Annotated in this window: 17 protein-coding genes and 1 riboswitch; of the genes, 6 read left to right on the top strand and 11 right to left on the bottom strand. The window is 44.1% G+C overall.

Going from position 1 to position 15,443, the window contains the following annotated elements; all coding sequences use genetic code 11:
* Nucleotides 1-319: 319 nt before the first annotated feature.
* Together metC and BBH88_RS13420 are read right to left on the bottom strand one after the other, a co-directional pair.
* Nucleotides 320-1,492, bottom strand: coding sequence for a cystathionine beta-lyase (gene metC, locus BBH88_RS13425; RefSeq protein ID WP_006829444.1), 1,173 nt, complete (start codon nucleotides 1,490-1,492; stop codon nucleotides 320-322).
* Complete coding sequence (locus tag BBH88_RS13420) at nucleotides 1,485-2,609, bottom strand: methionine biosynthesis PLP-dependent protein (protein ID WP_006829445.1); 1,125 nt, start codon at nucleotides 2,607-2,609, stop codon at nucleotides 1,485-1,487. The genes metC and BBH88_RS13420 overlap by 8 nt, the downstream gene beginning before the upstream one ends.
* A 75-nt stretch (nucleotides 2,610-2,684) precedes the next feature.
* Nucleotides 2,685-2,790, bottom strand: a riboswitch (SAM riboswitch).
* Nucleotides 2,791-3,276: 486 nt separating this feature from the next.
* On the opposite strand from BBH88_RS13420, the gene BBH88_RS13415 reads away from it, so the two are divergent.
* Nucleotides 3,277-4,284 (top strand): LLM class flavin-dependent oxidoreductase, encoded by a 1,008-nt coding sequence (locus tag BBH88_RS13415; protein ID WP_006829446.1) that lies wholly within the window; start codon nucleotides 3,277-3,279, stop codon nucleotides 4,282-4,284.
* Nucleotides 4,285-4,326: 42 nt separating this feature from the next.
* On the opposite strand, the gene BBH88_RS19435 is transcribed toward BBH88_RS13415, so the two are convergent.
* From BBH88_RS19435 to BBH88_RS13395, 5 genes are all read right to left on the bottom strand, one after another.
* Complete coding sequence (locus tag BBH88_RS19435; RefSeq protein WP_169314369.1) at nucleotides 4,327-4,497, bottom strand: hypothetical protein; 171 nt, start codon at nucleotides 4,495-4,497, stop codon at nucleotides 4,327-4,329.
* Nucleotides 4,498-4,688: 191 nt separating this feature from the next.
* Nucleotides 4,689-5,531: a hypothetical protein gene (locus BBH88_RS13410; protein ID WP_006829447.1), complete on the bottom strand. Its 843-nt coding sequence runs from the start codon at nucleotides 5,529-5,531 to the stop codon at nucleotides 4,689-4,691.
* A gap of 193 nt (nucleotides 5,532-5,724) precedes the next feature.
* On the bottom strand, nucleotides 5,725-6,447 hold the full coding sequence (locus BBH88_RS13405; protein ID WP_006829448.1) for an amino acid ABC transporter ATP-binding protein: 723 nt from the start codon (nucleotides 6,445-6,447) through the stop codon (nucleotides 5,725-5,727).
* Nucleotides 6,440-7,099 carry an amino acid ABC transporter permease gene (locus BBH88_RS13400; protein ID WP_006829449.1) on the bottom strand — a complete coding sequence of 220 codons (660 nt, stop codon included), beginning with the start codon at nucleotides 7,097-7,099 and terminating at the stop codon, nucleotides 6,440-6,442. The genes BBH88_RS13405 and BBH88_RS13400 overlap by 8 nt, the downstream gene beginning before the upstream one ends.
* Before the next feature lie 28 nt (nucleotides 7,100-7,127).
* Nucleotides 7,128-7,907, bottom strand: coding sequence for an ABC transporter substrate-binding protein (locus BBH88_RS13395; RefSeq protein ID WP_065536694.1), 780 nt, complete (start codon nucleotides 7,905-7,907; stop codon nucleotides 7,128-7,130).
* 415 nt (nucleotides 7,908-8,322) lie between these two features.
* On the opposite strand from BBH88_RS13395, the gene pcp reads away from it, so the two are divergent.
* Nucleotides 8,323-8,931, top strand: a complete 609-nt coding sequence (gene pcp, locus BBH88_RS13390; RefSeq protein WP_006829451.1) for a pyroglutamyl-peptidase I — start codon at nucleotides 8,323-8,325, stop codon at nucleotides 8,929-8,931.
* A gap of 31 nt (nucleotides 8,932-8,962) precedes the next feature.
* Here the strand turns inward: pcp and BBH88_RS13385 are convergent, their stop codons facing one another.
* On the bottom strand, nucleotides 8,963-9,673 hold the full coding sequence (locus tag BBH88_RS13385; protein WP_083387783.1) for an HAD family hydrolase: 711 nt from the start codon (nucleotides 9,671-9,673) through the stop codon (nucleotides 8,963-8,965).
* A gap of 108 nt (nucleotides 9,674-9,781) precedes the next feature.
* On the opposite strand from BBH88_RS13385, the gene BBH88_RS13380 reads away from it, so the two are divergent.
* The 3 genes from BBH88_RS13380 to BBH88_RS19670 all read left to right on the top strand — a co-directional run bounded on the left by BBH88_RS13380 (nucleotide 9,782) and on the right by BBH88_RS19670 (nucleotide 10,905).
* Nucleotides 9,782-10,075: a hypothetical protein gene (locus tag BBH88_RS13380; RefSeq protein ID WP_006829453.1), complete on the top strand. Its 294-nt coding sequence runs from the start codon at nucleotides 9,782-9,784 to the stop codon at nucleotides 10,073-10,075.
* A gap of 224 nt (nucleotides 10,076-10,299) precedes the next feature.
* Nucleotides 10,300-10,584 (top strand): hypothetical protein, encoded by a 285-nt coding sequence (locus tag BBH88_RS19675; protein ID WP_238323319.1) that lies wholly within the window; start codon nucleotides 10,300-10,302, stop codon nucleotides 10,582-10,584.
* Nucleotides 10,585-10,602: 18 nt separating this feature from the next.
* Nucleotides 10,603-10,905: a hypothetical protein gene (locus BBH88_RS19670; RefSeq protein ID WP_238323318.1), complete on the top strand. Its 303-nt coding sequence runs from the start codon at nucleotides 10,603-10,605 to the stop codon at nucleotides 10,903-10,905.
* 327 nt (nucleotides 10,906-11,232) lie between these two features.
* Here the strand turns inward: BBH88_RS19670 and BBH88_RS19485 are convergent, their stop codons facing one another.
* Both BBH88_RS19485 and aceB read right to left on the bottom strand, forming a co-directional pair.
* Nucleotides 11,233-11,361 (bottom strand): YhfH family protein, encoded by a 129-nt coding sequence (locus BBH88_RS19485; RefSeq protein WP_193781202.1) that lies wholly within the window; start codon nucleotides 11,359-11,361, stop codon nucleotides 11,233-11,235.
* Between the two features lie 19 nt (nucleotides 11,362-11,380).
* On the bottom strand, nucleotides 11,381-12,982 hold the full coding sequence (gene aceB / locus BBH88_RS13370) for a malate synthase A (protein WP_083387782.1): 1,602 nt from the start codon (nucleotides 12,980-12,982) through the stop codon (nucleotides 11,381-11,383).
* Nucleotides 12,983-13,274: 292 nt separating this feature from the next.
* Here aceB and BBH88_RS13365 point away from each other — a divergent pair, with 292 nt between their 5' ends.
* Nucleotides 13,275-13,925, top strand: a complete 651-nt coding sequence (locus tag BBH88_RS13365; RefSeq protein ID WP_065536696.1) for a LytR/AlgR family response regulator transcription factor — start codon at nucleotides 13,275-13,277, stop codon at nucleotides 13,923-13,925.
* Nucleotides 13,926-13,979: 54 nt separating this feature from the next.
* Here the strand turns inward: BBH88_RS13365 and BBH88_RS13360 are convergent, their stop codons facing one another.
* Nucleotides 13,980-15,344, bottom strand: a complete 1,365-nt coding sequence (locus BBH88_RS13360) for an FAD-binding oxidoreductase (protein ID WP_040852167.1) — start codon at nucleotides 15,342-15,344, stop codon at nucleotides 13,980-13,982.
* Nucleotides 15,345-15,443: the final 99 nt, after the last annotated feature.

Below are 15,443 nucleotides of genomic sequence, written 5' to 3'. Positions count from 1 at the left end.
TTTTTATATTTGTGTCGAAAAGATGAGTAGGCGATGGTCCATCAGTGTTTATTTTTAGAGCAATATGGTTGCAGGAGAGAACAAGGACAGTAATAGATTTATGGTACTTCTATAAAGTTCATAAGGGTTTTCGAATTACATCTGGATCCGTTTCGTTGATTTTTTCTTTATCCAGAATAAAAAAGCCTCTTGCCAATATTGGCAAGAGGCTTTTTATACGCATGTATTAAGAAATTATCCAAAGGCTGCCAAAGTGTATTTTGATTTTTCGAATAGAAGGCTATCCTTGGAACAATATTCTTCACTACATAAAATATATTCAATTTGCGATGCTCAAGCCGTTTCGGCGAGCGACCTGGGCCAATGCTTGGGTGAGATCCTGCACCAAATCATCCGGATGTTCAAGGCCGACAGAGTAACGCAGCAAGCCATCGGTAATTCCACGCTTTTCTCGTTCTTCAGCAGGCATAGAGCCATGGGACATTGTTGCCGGATACGACAGGATCGATTCAACTGCACCAAGGCTTACTGCAAATACTGGAATTCTCAAATGCTCCACAAAAACCCGAGCTGATTTTTTATCAGCTAAGCGGAAGGAGAGAACCGCCCCTGCATTTTTTGCCTGGCGTTCGTGAATTGGGTTACCGGGATGGAATGAAAATCCAGGGTAGTATACTTCTTCGATTAACGGGTGGTTATGCAAGTACTCAGCGATAAGGCGGGCCGATTCAGATGACTGGCCTAACCGGGCACCTAAAGTTTTGATGCCTTGGATCAATAGATAGGAATCTTGCGCTCCTAAAACCGAACCGAAAGTATTTTGAATAAAACCAAGGCGGTTTCCGAGTTCTTCATCTTTGGTCACGGCAAGACCTGCAATGACATCACTGTGTCCGGAAAGGAATTTCGTCGCGCTGTGAAGCACGATGTCTGCACCAAGCTCTAATGGATTTTGGTAAAGTGGCGTCATGAAGGTATTGTCTACGAATGTCAGACAGCCATTAGCTTTCGCCAACTTTGCCGCGATTTCAATGTCAGTAATGTTCATGACGGGATTTGATGGTGTTTCCAAGTAAATCACTTTTGTATTCGGCTGGATTGCATTGGCCATTTCGTTCAAGTCGGTCATATTGACAAAGGTATACTCGATATTAAATTTATTCAAAACCTCGGTGATAAAACGGTAAGTGCCTCCGTAGACATCCTCTGAAACCAGGACGTGGTCTCCGGAAGACAGTAGCATGAAAGCGGAGGAAATAGCGGCCATGCCTGAAGAAAAGGCGAATCCACGTTTGCCGCCTTCTAGGTTTGCAATGGTTTCTTCCAATGCCAGGCGAGTCGGATTTCCAGAGCGACTATAATCGAAAGGTCCAAACGAATCCAGGCTTTTCTGATGGAATGTGGAAGATAAATAGATTGGTACGTTAACGGCCCCGGTTTGCGGGTCAACTCCAGTAGAGTGAATAAACCTGGTTTCAACACGATCAGTCATATTCAACAACCTCCTTCTGTAATTTCGAAAATGCCTGTATCAGGTCAGCGATTAAATCTTCAGCCAGTTCGACGCCAACCGAGAAGCGCAATAGCCGGTTGCAGACACCGCGTTTGGTGCGCTCTTCAAAAGGGATATCTGCATGGGTTTGAGTGGCTGGGTAGGTGATGAAGCTTTCAACGCCCCCTAAGCTCTCAGCAAAAGTGATGAGTTTGATGTGTTCAAGGAAAGGACCGACCCATTCTTCTTCCTGCAGCCGGAACGACAACATGCCACCTCTTCCGGGATACAGCACGTCCGAAATAGCCGGCTGCTGGGCCAAAAATGCTGCGATAGCCTTTGCGTTTGCTTCATGTTGCCGCATGCGCAAGGGAAGGGTTTTCAATCCGCGGATCAACAGCCAGGAGTCGAAAGGCGATAGTACGGCGCCAACTGAGTTGTGGAACATCGAGAGCTTTTCGCAGATGCTTTCGCCTTTTGCAGCAACTAGGCCGGCCAGGACGTCATTATGGCCGCCGATGTATTTGGTAGCACTGTGGATGACGATATTTGCTCCCAGTTCAATCGGCTGCTGAAAGAAAGGTGTCAGGAAGGGATTATCGACTATTAATAGAGGCTTATGCTTTTTGGCCAATGCTGCATAGGCAATAAGATCGATTTCTTGCATGAGCGGATTCGTTGGTGTTTCAATAAAGAGCGCACGCGTATTTAATGTGATTTTTTCTTCGGTGACCTGTACATCTTTAAACTCGGCATATTGGGGGTGGATATTATAAGTAGCTGCAAAGTGGTCCAGTAGGCGGTACGTTCCGCCATAAATATCCTCTGGCACTAATATTTCGTCGCCTGGACGGAAAAGAGACAAAACCAGTTGGATAGCTGCCATTCCAGAACTACAGGCAAATCCGGCATCCGCCCCTTCAAGTTCTGAAAATCCTTCTTCAAGGACTGAACGCGTCGGATTTTTTGTTCGCGTATAATCATAGCCAGTTGATTGTCCAAGTTCCTGGTGTTCATAGGCTGTTGATAAATAAATGGGTGGATTTACCGCTCCGGTAGCAGAGTCACTGCGATTGCCTAATTGAACCAATAAAGTTTCCAAGTTGTGTCTTGTCATTCTACTCATCCTCCCAACAATAAAAAAACAGAGACTTTCTTCAAAAGAAGAAAGCCTCTGTTTAGAAATGCATTCTTCTCATCTGGTAGGCAAAAGCCTATTGGAATTAGCACCGTAGTCTTCGTCAGACTGGTTGCTGAGACTTCACAGGGCCAAATCCCTCCGTCTCTCTAGATAAGAAATATCTTATTAAGTTTGGGTTGTTTCTGATTCGATGTTGGTAATCGTAAACCAATTGACGAAGAAAAGCAAGGGTTGAATTTTAAATAATGGAAATATATAGAGTGGGCGGGAAATTAGTTTGATTAACTACTTAAGGCAGAGCTGACCAGGCACTTTCACATTTCGTGTTGTCTAGCTTCAGCAGCCAGCTCTTCGGGACATAAGGCAACCCGGCTGTGCGACTGAAGAAACGTCGCTTCGCCGGTCTGCCTTATGCCTGTCAGAGCTACACGGCAGCTTCCGCTTTTCGTGTTGTCCAGTTGCAAGTGCCTAGCTCTTCGGGACATAAGTCAGCCCAGCTGTGTGGCAAAGAACGCCACACTACTGGTCTGCCTTATACCTGTCAGAGCTGACCAGGCACTTTCACTTTTCATAGCTTGAGCAAAAAAAAGGACGATTAAGATAAACATCGCTACAATGGAAGGGAATAGGAGTGAAAGTAATTATGCAGATTAAGAAATTCGAAAATATACCATTGTCGGTGCTTGATTTGGCGCCGATAAACGAAGGTGCTGAAACGGCGCAGACATTCAAAAATAGTGTAGAATTGGCACAGTATGTTGAGCGATTGGGGTTCAACCGTTATTGGCTAGCTGAACACCATAATATGCCGGGTATTGGCAGCTCAGCAACGTCGGTTCTCATTGGACATATTGCTGGAGCGACTAGCTCTATTCGTGTGGGTTCCGGAGGTGTCATGTTGCCAAATCATGCAGCACTTGTCATTGCGGAGCAATTTGGAACGCTAGAGACCATTTATCCAGGACGTATCGATTTAGGTCTCGGTCGTGCACCGGGCAGTGATCAGGCTACAGCCCATGCACTGCGCCGCAATATACAGAACAGCGGAGATGATTTTCCGCAGCAGGTAGCAGAGTTGGAAAATTACTTTTCGGAAAATCCGGTTGGACGTGTTCGTGCCTATCCTGGAACTGATTTGAAGATTCCGCTTTGGCTATTGGGTTCGAGCGGGTTCAGTGCACAGCTTGCCGCATTAAAAGGCTTGCCGTTTTCATTTGCCAGCCATTTTGCACCGGATTATATGATGCAGGCGCTGCAGTTGTACCACCAAAATTTCAAACCTTCTCCAGCTTTGGCGTCGCCTTACGCAATGCTTGGCGTCAATATCATTGTTGCGGAGACACAGGAACGTGCCGAGTGGCTGGCAACTTCTTCGCAACAGCAGATGTTCTCCTTGATGAGAGGCGAGCCGACGACGTTCCAACCGCCTATCGACAACCTTGGAGAAGTTTGGACGGATCGTGAAATTGCGATTTTCCATGACAAGTTGGATTCTGAATCGATGATTGTTGGAACACCGGGCGTCGTCAAACAAAAGTTGAAAAATTTTATCCAAAAAACGAGAGCCAACGAAGTCATCGTCAACTCGCCAATCTTTCATCAGGAAGATCGCCTGCGGTCGTATGATTATGTGGCAGAAATGATGGACTAAGCAAAAAATCACCTCCCCATGCGGAAAGGCGATAATTTGAACTTAGAGCAGATCTTTCGCTTTGTCTTCCTCCCGACGTCGTTCTTTTGGAATCTCGTCTTCTTCATAGGCTGTGTAATCAGGTGCACCTTCACCAATCATATTCAGAATAGCATTGAAATCGTCATCTGAACGAAGTTCGGCTTCTTGTGGATCGAGTAACTTGCGTTCCATTATAACCAACCTCCTCGTTATCTACTTAGCAGCCATATGGCAATGAAAGCGGAGTCCTGTCTCACTTATAGTATACTGAATATTCTGTTAAATATAAAGGGAAATCACTTGGAATCCCGCAGGTTTATTGCGGGAAAACAACTATAAGCAAAAAAACTGTTAGAGCAATAGCTCTAACGGTTTTTTGCTTATTATTGCTGATTGATTTGTGCGTTCAGAATCATGGATTCGAAGAACAGGGAAGGAGAGGTTTCATTCCATTCCAGGGAAGTTAGGTCTGCCGTCCGTTTTTCAATATAGCCATAGGCGAGTTGTGTTCGTGGGTCGTCCGTCAATTCGAGTTTGACGTACGGCCCTTCCGGAGTTAACCAGTTTAACTGGGACAGTCGATTTTGGAGTGAAAAGGCGACCCATTCGTCTTCCACTTCTTCTGTTTCGAATAATGGTTCTTGAGAAGCCATCAGCCATGTCTGACTCGTATGTTTAGGAGGGAGCCAAAGGTTTTTTGATAAGGTGCTTTCTTCTACTGTGAATTCTGCAATTTCGTGACGCAGTTCTTGTACCGGGTCACCATTGCCGAGTTGCAAATTCCGCGATACGTAAACATTGCCTATTAAGATTTCACCGTTTCCGGCCGTGAAAACCCCATAGGGATTGGTGGTGAGATCTGAACCGTATTTAGTCTCGTCGAGTTTATCAACTGGCTGTGGATTCCAGGACTTATAGCGAGAGTCTTCCAGATTGTTAACATTCATCGACAATGTATACGGGATCCAACCAGTGTTTTTGATTTCCTCAAAAATGAGGGACGTGCCATTTTGTAGCGATCGATCGACCAATGTATACGTGCCAACATCCAATCCGAGCAAGGTCATATTGTATACCTGTGTTAAGTCTGAACCACTTTCTGTGACTTCGGGTTCGCTAAGCGTGATAAAAGTCGGTTTTTCAACCGTTAAGGAAACATTGTTTTCCGAATAAAGTTCAACTTCATTTTTTAAAAACATGACAGCTGTAAAAATAATCAGCGACATGAAAAATACAACTCCTACTAAAATAACTAGTTTTCTAAACACATTTTCCACCTCTGTTTTCTGCGTGTTTGCCAAATTTGATTATAACATGGGGAGACTAGAGGAATACTGTCGATATTTGAGCATCAAATGAACAACCCCTAAGAAGAAAAAGAGATATCATAAAAAAAGCAGGCATCCCACGGGATGCCTGCTACAATACTTTATCTAAAAAATCTTTAGCACGTGCGGTTTTCGGATGACTGAAAAACTCAATCGGTTGACCCTCTTCGACTAGTACACCATGATCTAAAAACAAGACACGGTCTGCGACTTCACGGGCAAAGCCCATCTCATGCGTCACGACGACCATCGTCATTCCGGATTTTGCCAAGTCTTTCATGACATCCAATACTTCCTTGACCATTTCCGGATCAAGTGCCGATGTTGGTTCATCAAACAGCATCAATTCGGGTTCCATGGCCAAGGCACGCGCAATCGCAACACGCTGTTTCTGGCCGCCTGACAGGCTGTTCGGATAGGCCTTTTCTTTTTCAGATAAGCCGACGCGTTCCAGTAGAAGGCGCGCTTTCATTTCCGCTTCGGTTTTTTTGATGCCTTTTGCCTTCATAGGCGCATAGGTTAGATTTTCAAGTACCGTCAAATGAGGAAATAAATGAAAATGCTGAAACACCATACCGATTTGCTGGCGGATCTTGTGGATTTCTTTTTTAGAAGCCGTCAAGTTCTTGCCGTTGATTTCGATGGTGCCCGAAGTTGGTAGCTCCAACAAATTTAAGCAGCGCAGGAAAGTGGACTTGCCTGAGCCAGAAGGGCCGATGATCGACACCACTTCACCTTTCGTCACAGCAGTGGAAATGTCACTAAGCACTTCATTGGTGCCAAATTTTTTATACAGGTTCTGGACTTTAATCACTTTGCTTCAGCCTCCGTTCGAAAACTTTGCCGATCATTGTCAATCCCATCACTAGGCACCAGTAGATGAGGCCGACAAATAACAGCGGTTCAAAGTTACGGAACAAGTCTGCTCCGACCACTTGTGCGCGTCTCATGAGATCAAGGTAACCGATGGTCGAGACGATGGCGGATTCTTTTGTTAAGGTGATGAATTCATTCATCAAAGCCGGCAGAATGTTCTTCAAGGCTTGAGGCAAAATAATGTCTTTCATCATCGAGCGATAAGGAACACCAAGAGCTTGTGCAGCCTCCGTTTGTCCTTTGTCAACTGCCTGGATTCCGGCACGGATGATTTCCGATATATAGGCGGATGAATTCAGTCCAAAAGCCAGAATGGCAGAAAGAAATGCTGAAATATCATATCCAGTCAGTTGGGGAATGGAATAATAGATGATCATCAATTGCAGGATCAACGGTGTTCCACGGAATATGGACGTATAGGCATCGGCGAACCATCTTAGTGGCTTGATGCTGCCTATTTTGAGTAAAGCCAGCAATGTTCCGAGAATCGATCCCAGAATAATAGCGAAAAACACGAATTTTAAGGTGGTCCATATTCCTTCCAGCATGAAAGGGATATAGGGAACTATTTGTGAGAAATCCAGGTTCATAGATTACAACTCTTTTCTAAAAGTAAGTTTACTCTTCTTCAGTCAGCCATTGTTCCTTCAATTCATCGAGCTCGCCGCTTTCTTCCATTTCAGCAAGTACCCCATTAACATCGTCAACAAGCTCACTGCCTTTCGGGAAAGCGACAGCCATACCCGGTGAAGCAGTTGTTGGATCATCAAATGCGCCAAGGTCTTGTGCTTCGATATAGCCAAGAGCGACTTGTTTATCCATGTATGCAGCATCGATACGACCAGATAAGATTTCCTGGATCAATGCCCCAGAATCGTCCAAAGCCTTCAATTCAAAATTGATGCCTTCCTCTGCAATGATACTCTTCGCGCCTTCTTCCTGAATCGTTCCAAGTTGGACGCCAACTATTTTACCTTCCAATGACCCAAGGCTAGCAAGCTCTGAATCTTTGGTTGTGACGAACATTTCGCCAGAATGGTTGTATTCTGTTGAGAAGTCAACGTTTTCTTTACGGGAATCGGTTGCTGACATGCCGGCGATGACCATGTCGACACGATCGTTTTGCAAAGCACCGATCAAGCCATCAAATTTCATGTCTGTGATTTCAAGTTCATAGCCGAGTTCGTCTGCAATATGATTCGCAAGATCGATGTCGAATCCGACAATGTCTCCTTCTGGGTTACGTGATTCAAATGGAGCGAATTCAGCGGATGTTGCCATTTCCAAAACTTCTTTTTCCTCTGAAGAGTCTGATTCATCTTCGGTAGAGCTTCCGCAAGCCCCTAATAATAAAACAGATGATGCGAATAAAGCGATAAAGGGTTTGTTTTTAATCATGTATATTCCTCCTGTTTTATGTATAATTATTCGTTGTAATGAATTTTAACATAAGAGATAAGATTTGAGAAGTTTTTTTATTAAAGAAAAAATAGTTTGTATTTTCTGATAGTTTATTCGATTTGAGTATGCTTTCTGGGAAAAAAGAGCTGAATTGGGTATAATAGCGAAACAACGAATAGGCAAGTTGAAAAGAAGAGGCGGCTATTCGCTGCTTTTCAACTGGTGGAGAGCTTATTGATAAAGTACTTCACTTTCTGTGCGCCACTTCAGGCATAATCTCCGCACAAAGCCGCGTGGAGAAATTAGCCGGTAAATAAGCAATTTTCTATTGCTGCATAATTATCCAAAAAAGCAGTGTGAAACATGGACAGATGAATATCGGTAGCTCAACTTGAAATAGGGGGCGATAAGATTGAAAAAATTATTATTGACCGGTTTCGAACCTTTTTTGGATTATACGGTCAATCCGACGATGAAAATAGTGGAAGCGCTGGATGGGACAATAACCGGAAACTACCGGATTGTCGGGAAGATTATGCCTGTGGACTTCAATTTGTCAGGAGGGTCTTTGATCGATTTCATCGATGAAGAAAAACCGGATGCAGTCATTTCTCTTGGACTTGCAGCAGGGCGGTATAAAATCACACCGGAGCGGATTGCGCTAAATGTTAAAGACGGAGATGCTGACAACGAAGGCAACAAACCCGTCGATGAACCGATCCGGAAAGACGGGGAAGCGGCGTATTTGTCTACATTGCCTGTCCGGAAAATGGTCGATCGCCTGCTTGCAAATGGTCTGCCTGCAGCTATTTCTAATACAGCGGGTGCGTATCTATGCAATAACGTTATGTACGAAGGATTGCATTACGCTAAAATCAATAAACCGGGTCTGCAGACAGGCTTTATCCATATTCCAGCATCGCATGAATTAGCGATTCAGCATGGCCGAATTCCAAGCTGGTCCCATGAGGATCTGCTAAAGGGTATTCAGATTTGTATTAAAGTATTGAATGAAACATAAAAAAACGGATCGCAATTGCGATCCGTTTTTTCTATAATCTAATGATTTCCCAGTTACGCCGCTCGGCCACTGTACGCAATTTAGGTTTAGGTTGTACGGCTACAGGATGGCCGACAAGTTCCAGTACAGGCAAGTCCGAAAAGCTGTCACCGTATGCATAACTATTGCCCCAGTCAATGTCCCAGCCTTCGAGTGCTTCTTTAATTTTTATCGTTTTTAGCGATCCTTGAATATGCGACAATGGTGTCCGGTGGTCTAGAATGTTATTTTTATAAAGAATCTCAGTCCCGATGATGGTTTTAATCGGCAGCTGTTCCGTGACAGCGTGAAGAAGTGGAGTAAAAGCTCCCGATACGAGCATAACGTAATCATTGTTAGCAACGTGTTTTTTCAGTCGTTCAACAACATTCGGGTTCATATCATCGTGCATCCGCTCAGCAATTTCACCAAAATACTGCTCAAGTTCAGTTTGTGTAAAAGTTTCCAATGCAGACAAATAGGCTTGAACAGAACGTTCACGCATTTTCCATTCCGGATAGATTTTCAACTTATGACCTATATAAGGAGGCATGATAGCTCGGTAAAATTGGCGGTAGCGCCTGCTATGTTCGGGATGGTTCTTTAAATGGTCCATCATCAGCTGGAAAGTTTCCTTCGAATACAAAGTTCCATCAAAATCGAATATGGCTACGCGCAAAGCGATCAACTCCGGTTTCTCAATTTTTTCTGCTGTCTCCATCATAGCTGAAATCGAAGCCCTCTTCCAGTGAATGGCAGTTGCAGGTTTATGAAATTTTACTTGATGGGTATAGAAGAAGAAATGACTGATTAAGCTACAGGAGGTTTTTGGATGGAAAAGCAGCATATCACCGTTGGGTACGTGGAATTATCACAAGATGAGTCAGAACGGTTATTTGAAGAAGTGAAAAAAGACAAAGACATTAAAACTTATAAGGAGCTCCAAGGTTTGATGCATGATTATGATTCAGCAATCATCGAACCTGAAGCTCGTCCGCTCGCTGAAATTCTCGACGGAGACGAAGCGCCCGATGAACGCGAACAAGGCGGTATCCGTTATATCGAAGTTTTTAATAAACTTGAAGAAGATACCCGCTACCGTTTCAAATCATCTAACCAAGAATAAATCAACTGTCTAAGAATTGCTTGATTAAAAAATGCAATATAGTCCTTCAACAAAAATTTCATCATAATATCAGCACCCCAGTTCTCAAGGTTTAATCAACCTGAATGATGAGTAGTGAGGGTGTTTTTTATTGTGAAAAAATGGAACTTATTGAGAGTGGGTTCGTACAACAGTAAATTACTTTTTTATAAACTACGTGTAGTGAATTCAAAGGGGGAATAAGGATGAACATTTTCATAAGAAGTAAGCGGCTTTTAGGATTACTGCTAGTACTCGTTTCTTGCCTACTCATCGTCGGGTGTTCTGACAACGAGAAAGCAAAAGCAGTAGAAGCTGAAAAAACAACCCACTCAATCGAAAAAGACAAAGCGGCAATTCAAGCCGTCATTGAAAAACAATTCACTGGTCCAGACAAAAAGTATCGAGAACTATGGGACGCAGCAACAGAAATCCAAACAGCCGAGATGAATGAAGAAGAATACGCCGTGTGGATGAAAGGGCCAGAATAAAAAGCATTAATCGATTACATGAGCAATACGTATGCTCCTTATTTTACTGAAAATGCCTATGAAACCTTTAGTAATACAGATGCGTTTATCTATAGTTATTCAGATCAAGAATACAAATTAAACACTTCTGAAATTGAAATCACTCAAAACGAAATCGAGAAGACCTTGTATACGTCCACATTCCAAGTCATGTATGAAAATGAATCAAGAGAAACCGAGACGTTTGATTTTAAAGGAGAAGCCATCGTGCCGGTAGAAGGGAAAATCGGGAAAATTCAATTTAATGATCAAGAGAGATTATTAGAAAAAATAAGGGAATAATATAACTACTAGTAAAGACGATAACCAAGTAGGAAAAGAAGCTGTTTGCCAATCTTCATAAAAGGAGAAGCTCATACCAGCGATGGCGCGTCCATGGGGTAGGCGAAGCTAGAAGGCAGGCGCTCTTCCTAGCTTCTAGCGGGAGCCAAGGAGAGGCGATTTTGGCTCCTCCTTTCCGACGAGCTTGCGCAGGAGCAATCGTCTTCGCTCTAAACAAATCGTTCGGAGCAATTTACTTCTGACAAAAAAACTGTAGACAACTCTAATGATCGAGTTTGTCTACAGTCTGAGAGGAAAACCAATTTACTGGGTTTCCTCTTTTTTACGTTATTCCTCTTGATGCCCTATACAGCGTTCGCACTCATAAATAATCGATTCGCGTTGTTCCTTTATCTCGCATCCACATTCCCGGCATTCCTTTTTTGAACGAGTTTCGTAAGTTTGCATGTTTTTCATCGTGATCTCCTCCAGTAGTTTAGTTTAGTATTTCATACCCAGGCAGTGTCAGGAATTCAGCAAAATCACTTTGCAATGTAAGGTTTGTAAACAACTCACGGGCTTCCGCGTAATGTCCGGATGAATAGTTCGCTTCGCCGACCGCCTGCTGGATCTTGGCGGCTTCATCTTCAATGACTTCATGGAATAGAGAGACGTCAATTTTTCGGCCGTCTTCCAGAATTCCTTTCGGATGGCGGATCCATTGCCACACTTGAGAGCGGGAAATTTCAGCGGTAGCTGCGTCCTCCATCAGGTTATTGATCGGAGCGGCACCGTTACCGGACAGCCAGGAAGCGATGTATTGGATACCGACTGAAATATTGGAACGGAGGCCTTCTTCGGTGATCGAACCCGTTGGAACATCAACCAGTTGTTCAGCGGTTACTTGAACATCATCACGCTTTTTATCGATCTGATTAGGAGTTGGCATATGCTCATCAAATTGTTCCATGGCGATCGCGACCATTCCTGGATGTGCGACCCATGTTCCATCGTGACCGTCCATCGCTTCACGTCGTTTATCTTCCGTGACTTTTTGGAACGCTGTTGCGTTTGCTTCATCATTGCCTTTGACCGGAATCTGAGCAGCCATGCCGCCGAGAGCTGGTGCGTTGCGCTTATGGCAGGTTTTGATGCACAGCTGCGTATAGGCCCGCATAAAAGGTACGGTCATCGTTACTTGTGAGCGATCCGGGAAAATGTATTCCGGCAAATTGCGCATTCGCTTGATGACACTGAAGATATAATCCCAGCGCCCGCAGTTCAGGCCGGCAGAATGATCACGTAATTCGTATAGAATTTCATCCATTTCAAACGCGGCTAAAATAGTTTCGATCAATACGGTTGCACGAATCGACCCTTGTGGAATTCCCAGTTCATCTTGTGCGAAAACGAAAACGTCGTTCCAGAGGCGGGCTTCCAAATGGCTTTCCAATTTTGGAAGATAGAAATAAGGGCCGGTGCCGCGGTCAATCAATTCCTGTGCGTTGTGGAAAAAGTATAATCCGAAATCGACAAGGCTGCCGGAAATGGGCTGTCCATTAATGTGGATATTCTTTTCCATGAGATGCCAGCCGCGTGGGCGAACCATAAGGACTGCTGTTTTTTCAGTTAAGGCATATTTTTTTCCGGTTTCCGGAACTTCAAAATCAATTTGGCGCCGAACCGCATCGCGTAAATTCACCTGACCATCAATGACGTTGAACCAATTGGGGGCGGTAGCATCTTCTAAATCTGCCATGAACATCTTGGCACCAGAGTTCAATGCGTTGATCAGCATTTTCCGGTTGGTCGGGCCTGTGATTTCAACGCGACGGTCTTTCATATCTTCCGGAAGAGGTGCAATCGTCCAATTATTTTTTCGGATATGCTTAGTCTCAGGTAGAAAGTCCAGTTTCTTCCCAGCATCGATTTCTTTTTGGCGCGTCTGCCGTTTTTCCAGAAGTTTGACTCGACGCTTATCAAAAGTTGTATGCAGTTTTTCAATAAAATCCAATGCTTCAGGAGTTAAAATGGTCTCCATTCCCCGAACTTCTTTCCCTTTTATGGTCACAGTCGATTTGGTTAACAAATAAATCATCCCTTTCTGAAAAAAATTCGAACAACTGTATTAATACAGTTTACTTTGATGTATATTAATATATAACAGAAAATTCTTACTGTCTTATAAATTGGACGGAAAGGAATATTCAGCGATAAAAGCAATTATTGGACGATAAAGAGAAGTTTCACTCAGTGCAGATTCTCTTCACTTCTCTGAGTGCTAGTTTAGACAGTCAGATTTTTAAGGTTAGTTAATCTTCTGCTTTGAACAGAGTAGGTCTTACTAATTGTTAAAGAGGAATGAACACATCTGAAAGGGGAGTTGTGGTATGGAAATCAGTGTGCTAGAGCAAATGGGTTTTATTATCGGGGACTGGATTCCAAAAGAAGCATCGATTGCAATTGCTATAGGGGATAGTTATATCTACTATAAAGCTGGTGTTCATGACCTGCAGATTCAGGAAGGCCAGCCGGTGCTGACTGGCAGTATTGCTGCACGTGCTAAAAAGGAAGGCCATCGTATCGAAATGTTTGTCGAGGAATCGATTCTGGGAACAGCTTACTACGGAATTGGCTATCCAATAAGAATAGGAGATAAAGAAGGGGTTTTGGTCATCATCCTGCCACCCGATTACTTGATCCGCAAAAAACAGCCAATCCGATTCCTGACTGGCAAGATAGATGAAACATGGCGGCCGGTTCCGGTAGATAAAGTCTCTCATATTGAAAGCAGCCAAAAGAAAACTTGGTTCTATACAGACAACGAAACCTATTGCTCCATCCATACGTTAAAAAACCTGAAGCATCAATTGCCAGACAGCTTTTTGCCAATTCACCGTTCTTATATCGTCAACATCAATTATATAGAAGAAATCTCTCGTGATATCGCTTCGAACTACCAACTGACACTTAGAGACGGGTCGATTTTGCCGGTCAGTCAGAACTACGCAGCAAGTGTCAGAGAACGGCTCGGGTTCTGATGATGTGCCATAATCCCCCAAAAAACCAGTTGGCGTCATTCCAACTGGTTTTTTCTATGCGAAAATTTTTCCGGGATTCAGCAAATTATCGGGATCTAACATTTTTTTCATATTTTTCATGACAGCAACGGCTGCGCCATGTTCAGCATCCTGGTATTTCATCTTGCCAAGGCCGACACCATGTTCACCAGTACATGTGCCTTCCATTTTGATTGCGCGGTAGGCAAGTTTTTCATTGATTTCTTCGGCGGCAAGCTGCTGGGCGGGATCCTTAGCATCGTAAGCAATCGAGGTATGGAAATTGCCATCGCCAATATGTCCCAAAATTCCGCCTTCCAATCCGCTTTTTGCAATGAGTTCTCGGGCATAATCGATCAAATCGGGTAGCTTTGAAATCGGGACGCAGACGTCTCCTCCGGTAATCGTCATTCCAGCCTGATGCCGATAGGCGTAAGCCATTTCATGACGGGCTTTCCAAATCAATGCCCGTTCTTCCGAATCCGCTGCAACACGCCAGTTTTCACAATCCATATCGGTCAGTAGTTCCTGGGCCATGGCGGCTTCTTCTTCAGCTGCAGCTTTCATGCCAGCAAACTCGAAGAAAAGGGAGTGCTTCTCGGGTAGTCCATAGTTTCCATATACATTCACTTTCGCGATGCTATAAGCATCTACGAACTCCATGCGCTGCACAGGAATGCCGCTCAGCAATATCGTATGCGCCGCTTCTGCACATTCATAGGGAGTTTCGAACGTACAGCTGGCAGCGATGGTGTGCTCCGGAATCCCGTGAAGTTTTAAAGTGACTTCCGTAATGATGCCAAGCGTGCCCTCTGATCCGGTGAATAAACCAGTTAAATGATAGCCAGAAGACGATTTTTTAGCTTTTGTACCGGTGTGCAGCACGGTACCGTCTGCCAGTACGACTTCCAAATCCATGATTTGATCGCGCATGACGCCGTAGCGGACAGCGGTCGTTCCACTGGCATTATTGGCTGCCATCCCGCCGATGGTAGCATCTGCGCCGGGATCCACCGGAAATTGAAGGCCATGCCGATTGATGATGCTGTTTAATTGCAGGCGTGTGATACCGGGTTGGACCGTAACCAACAAGTCCTCCGGTGAAAATTTCACTATTTGATTCATGCGTTCAAAGTTGATTGATATACCGCCACTCAAGGGAATGGCCTGGCCTTCCAGACCAGAGCCAACACCAAATGGCGTAACAGGTACGGAAGCTTCACGGGCAATATTCATTATGACTCTCACATCGTCAGTTGATTCTGGGAAGCAGACAATTTCGGGTTCTGAAGGCGCATGGTCGGACTCATCGTGGCTATGTCGATATCGTTCACTAACGCTCATTGAGCATTGATCTGTATGTAACGTGTTTAGTAATTGTATGATCCAATGTTTTGTCATTTAAGTAGGCTCCTTAGAATAAAAATAGGTGGAGAAAAAATTGCGGCTTTGTATCACTGAGGACAAATAAGAATCTCGAAAAAATGTTAGAAAATTGTG

Source organism: Planococcus antarcticus DSM 14505 (assembly GCF_001687565.2).
Classification (GTDB): Bacteria; Bacillota; Bacilli; order Bacillales_A; family Planococcaceae; genus Planococcus; species Planococcus antarcticus.
Note: the sequence above shows the minus strand (reverse complement) of the source record. Positions and strands in the feature narration are given on the sequence as shown.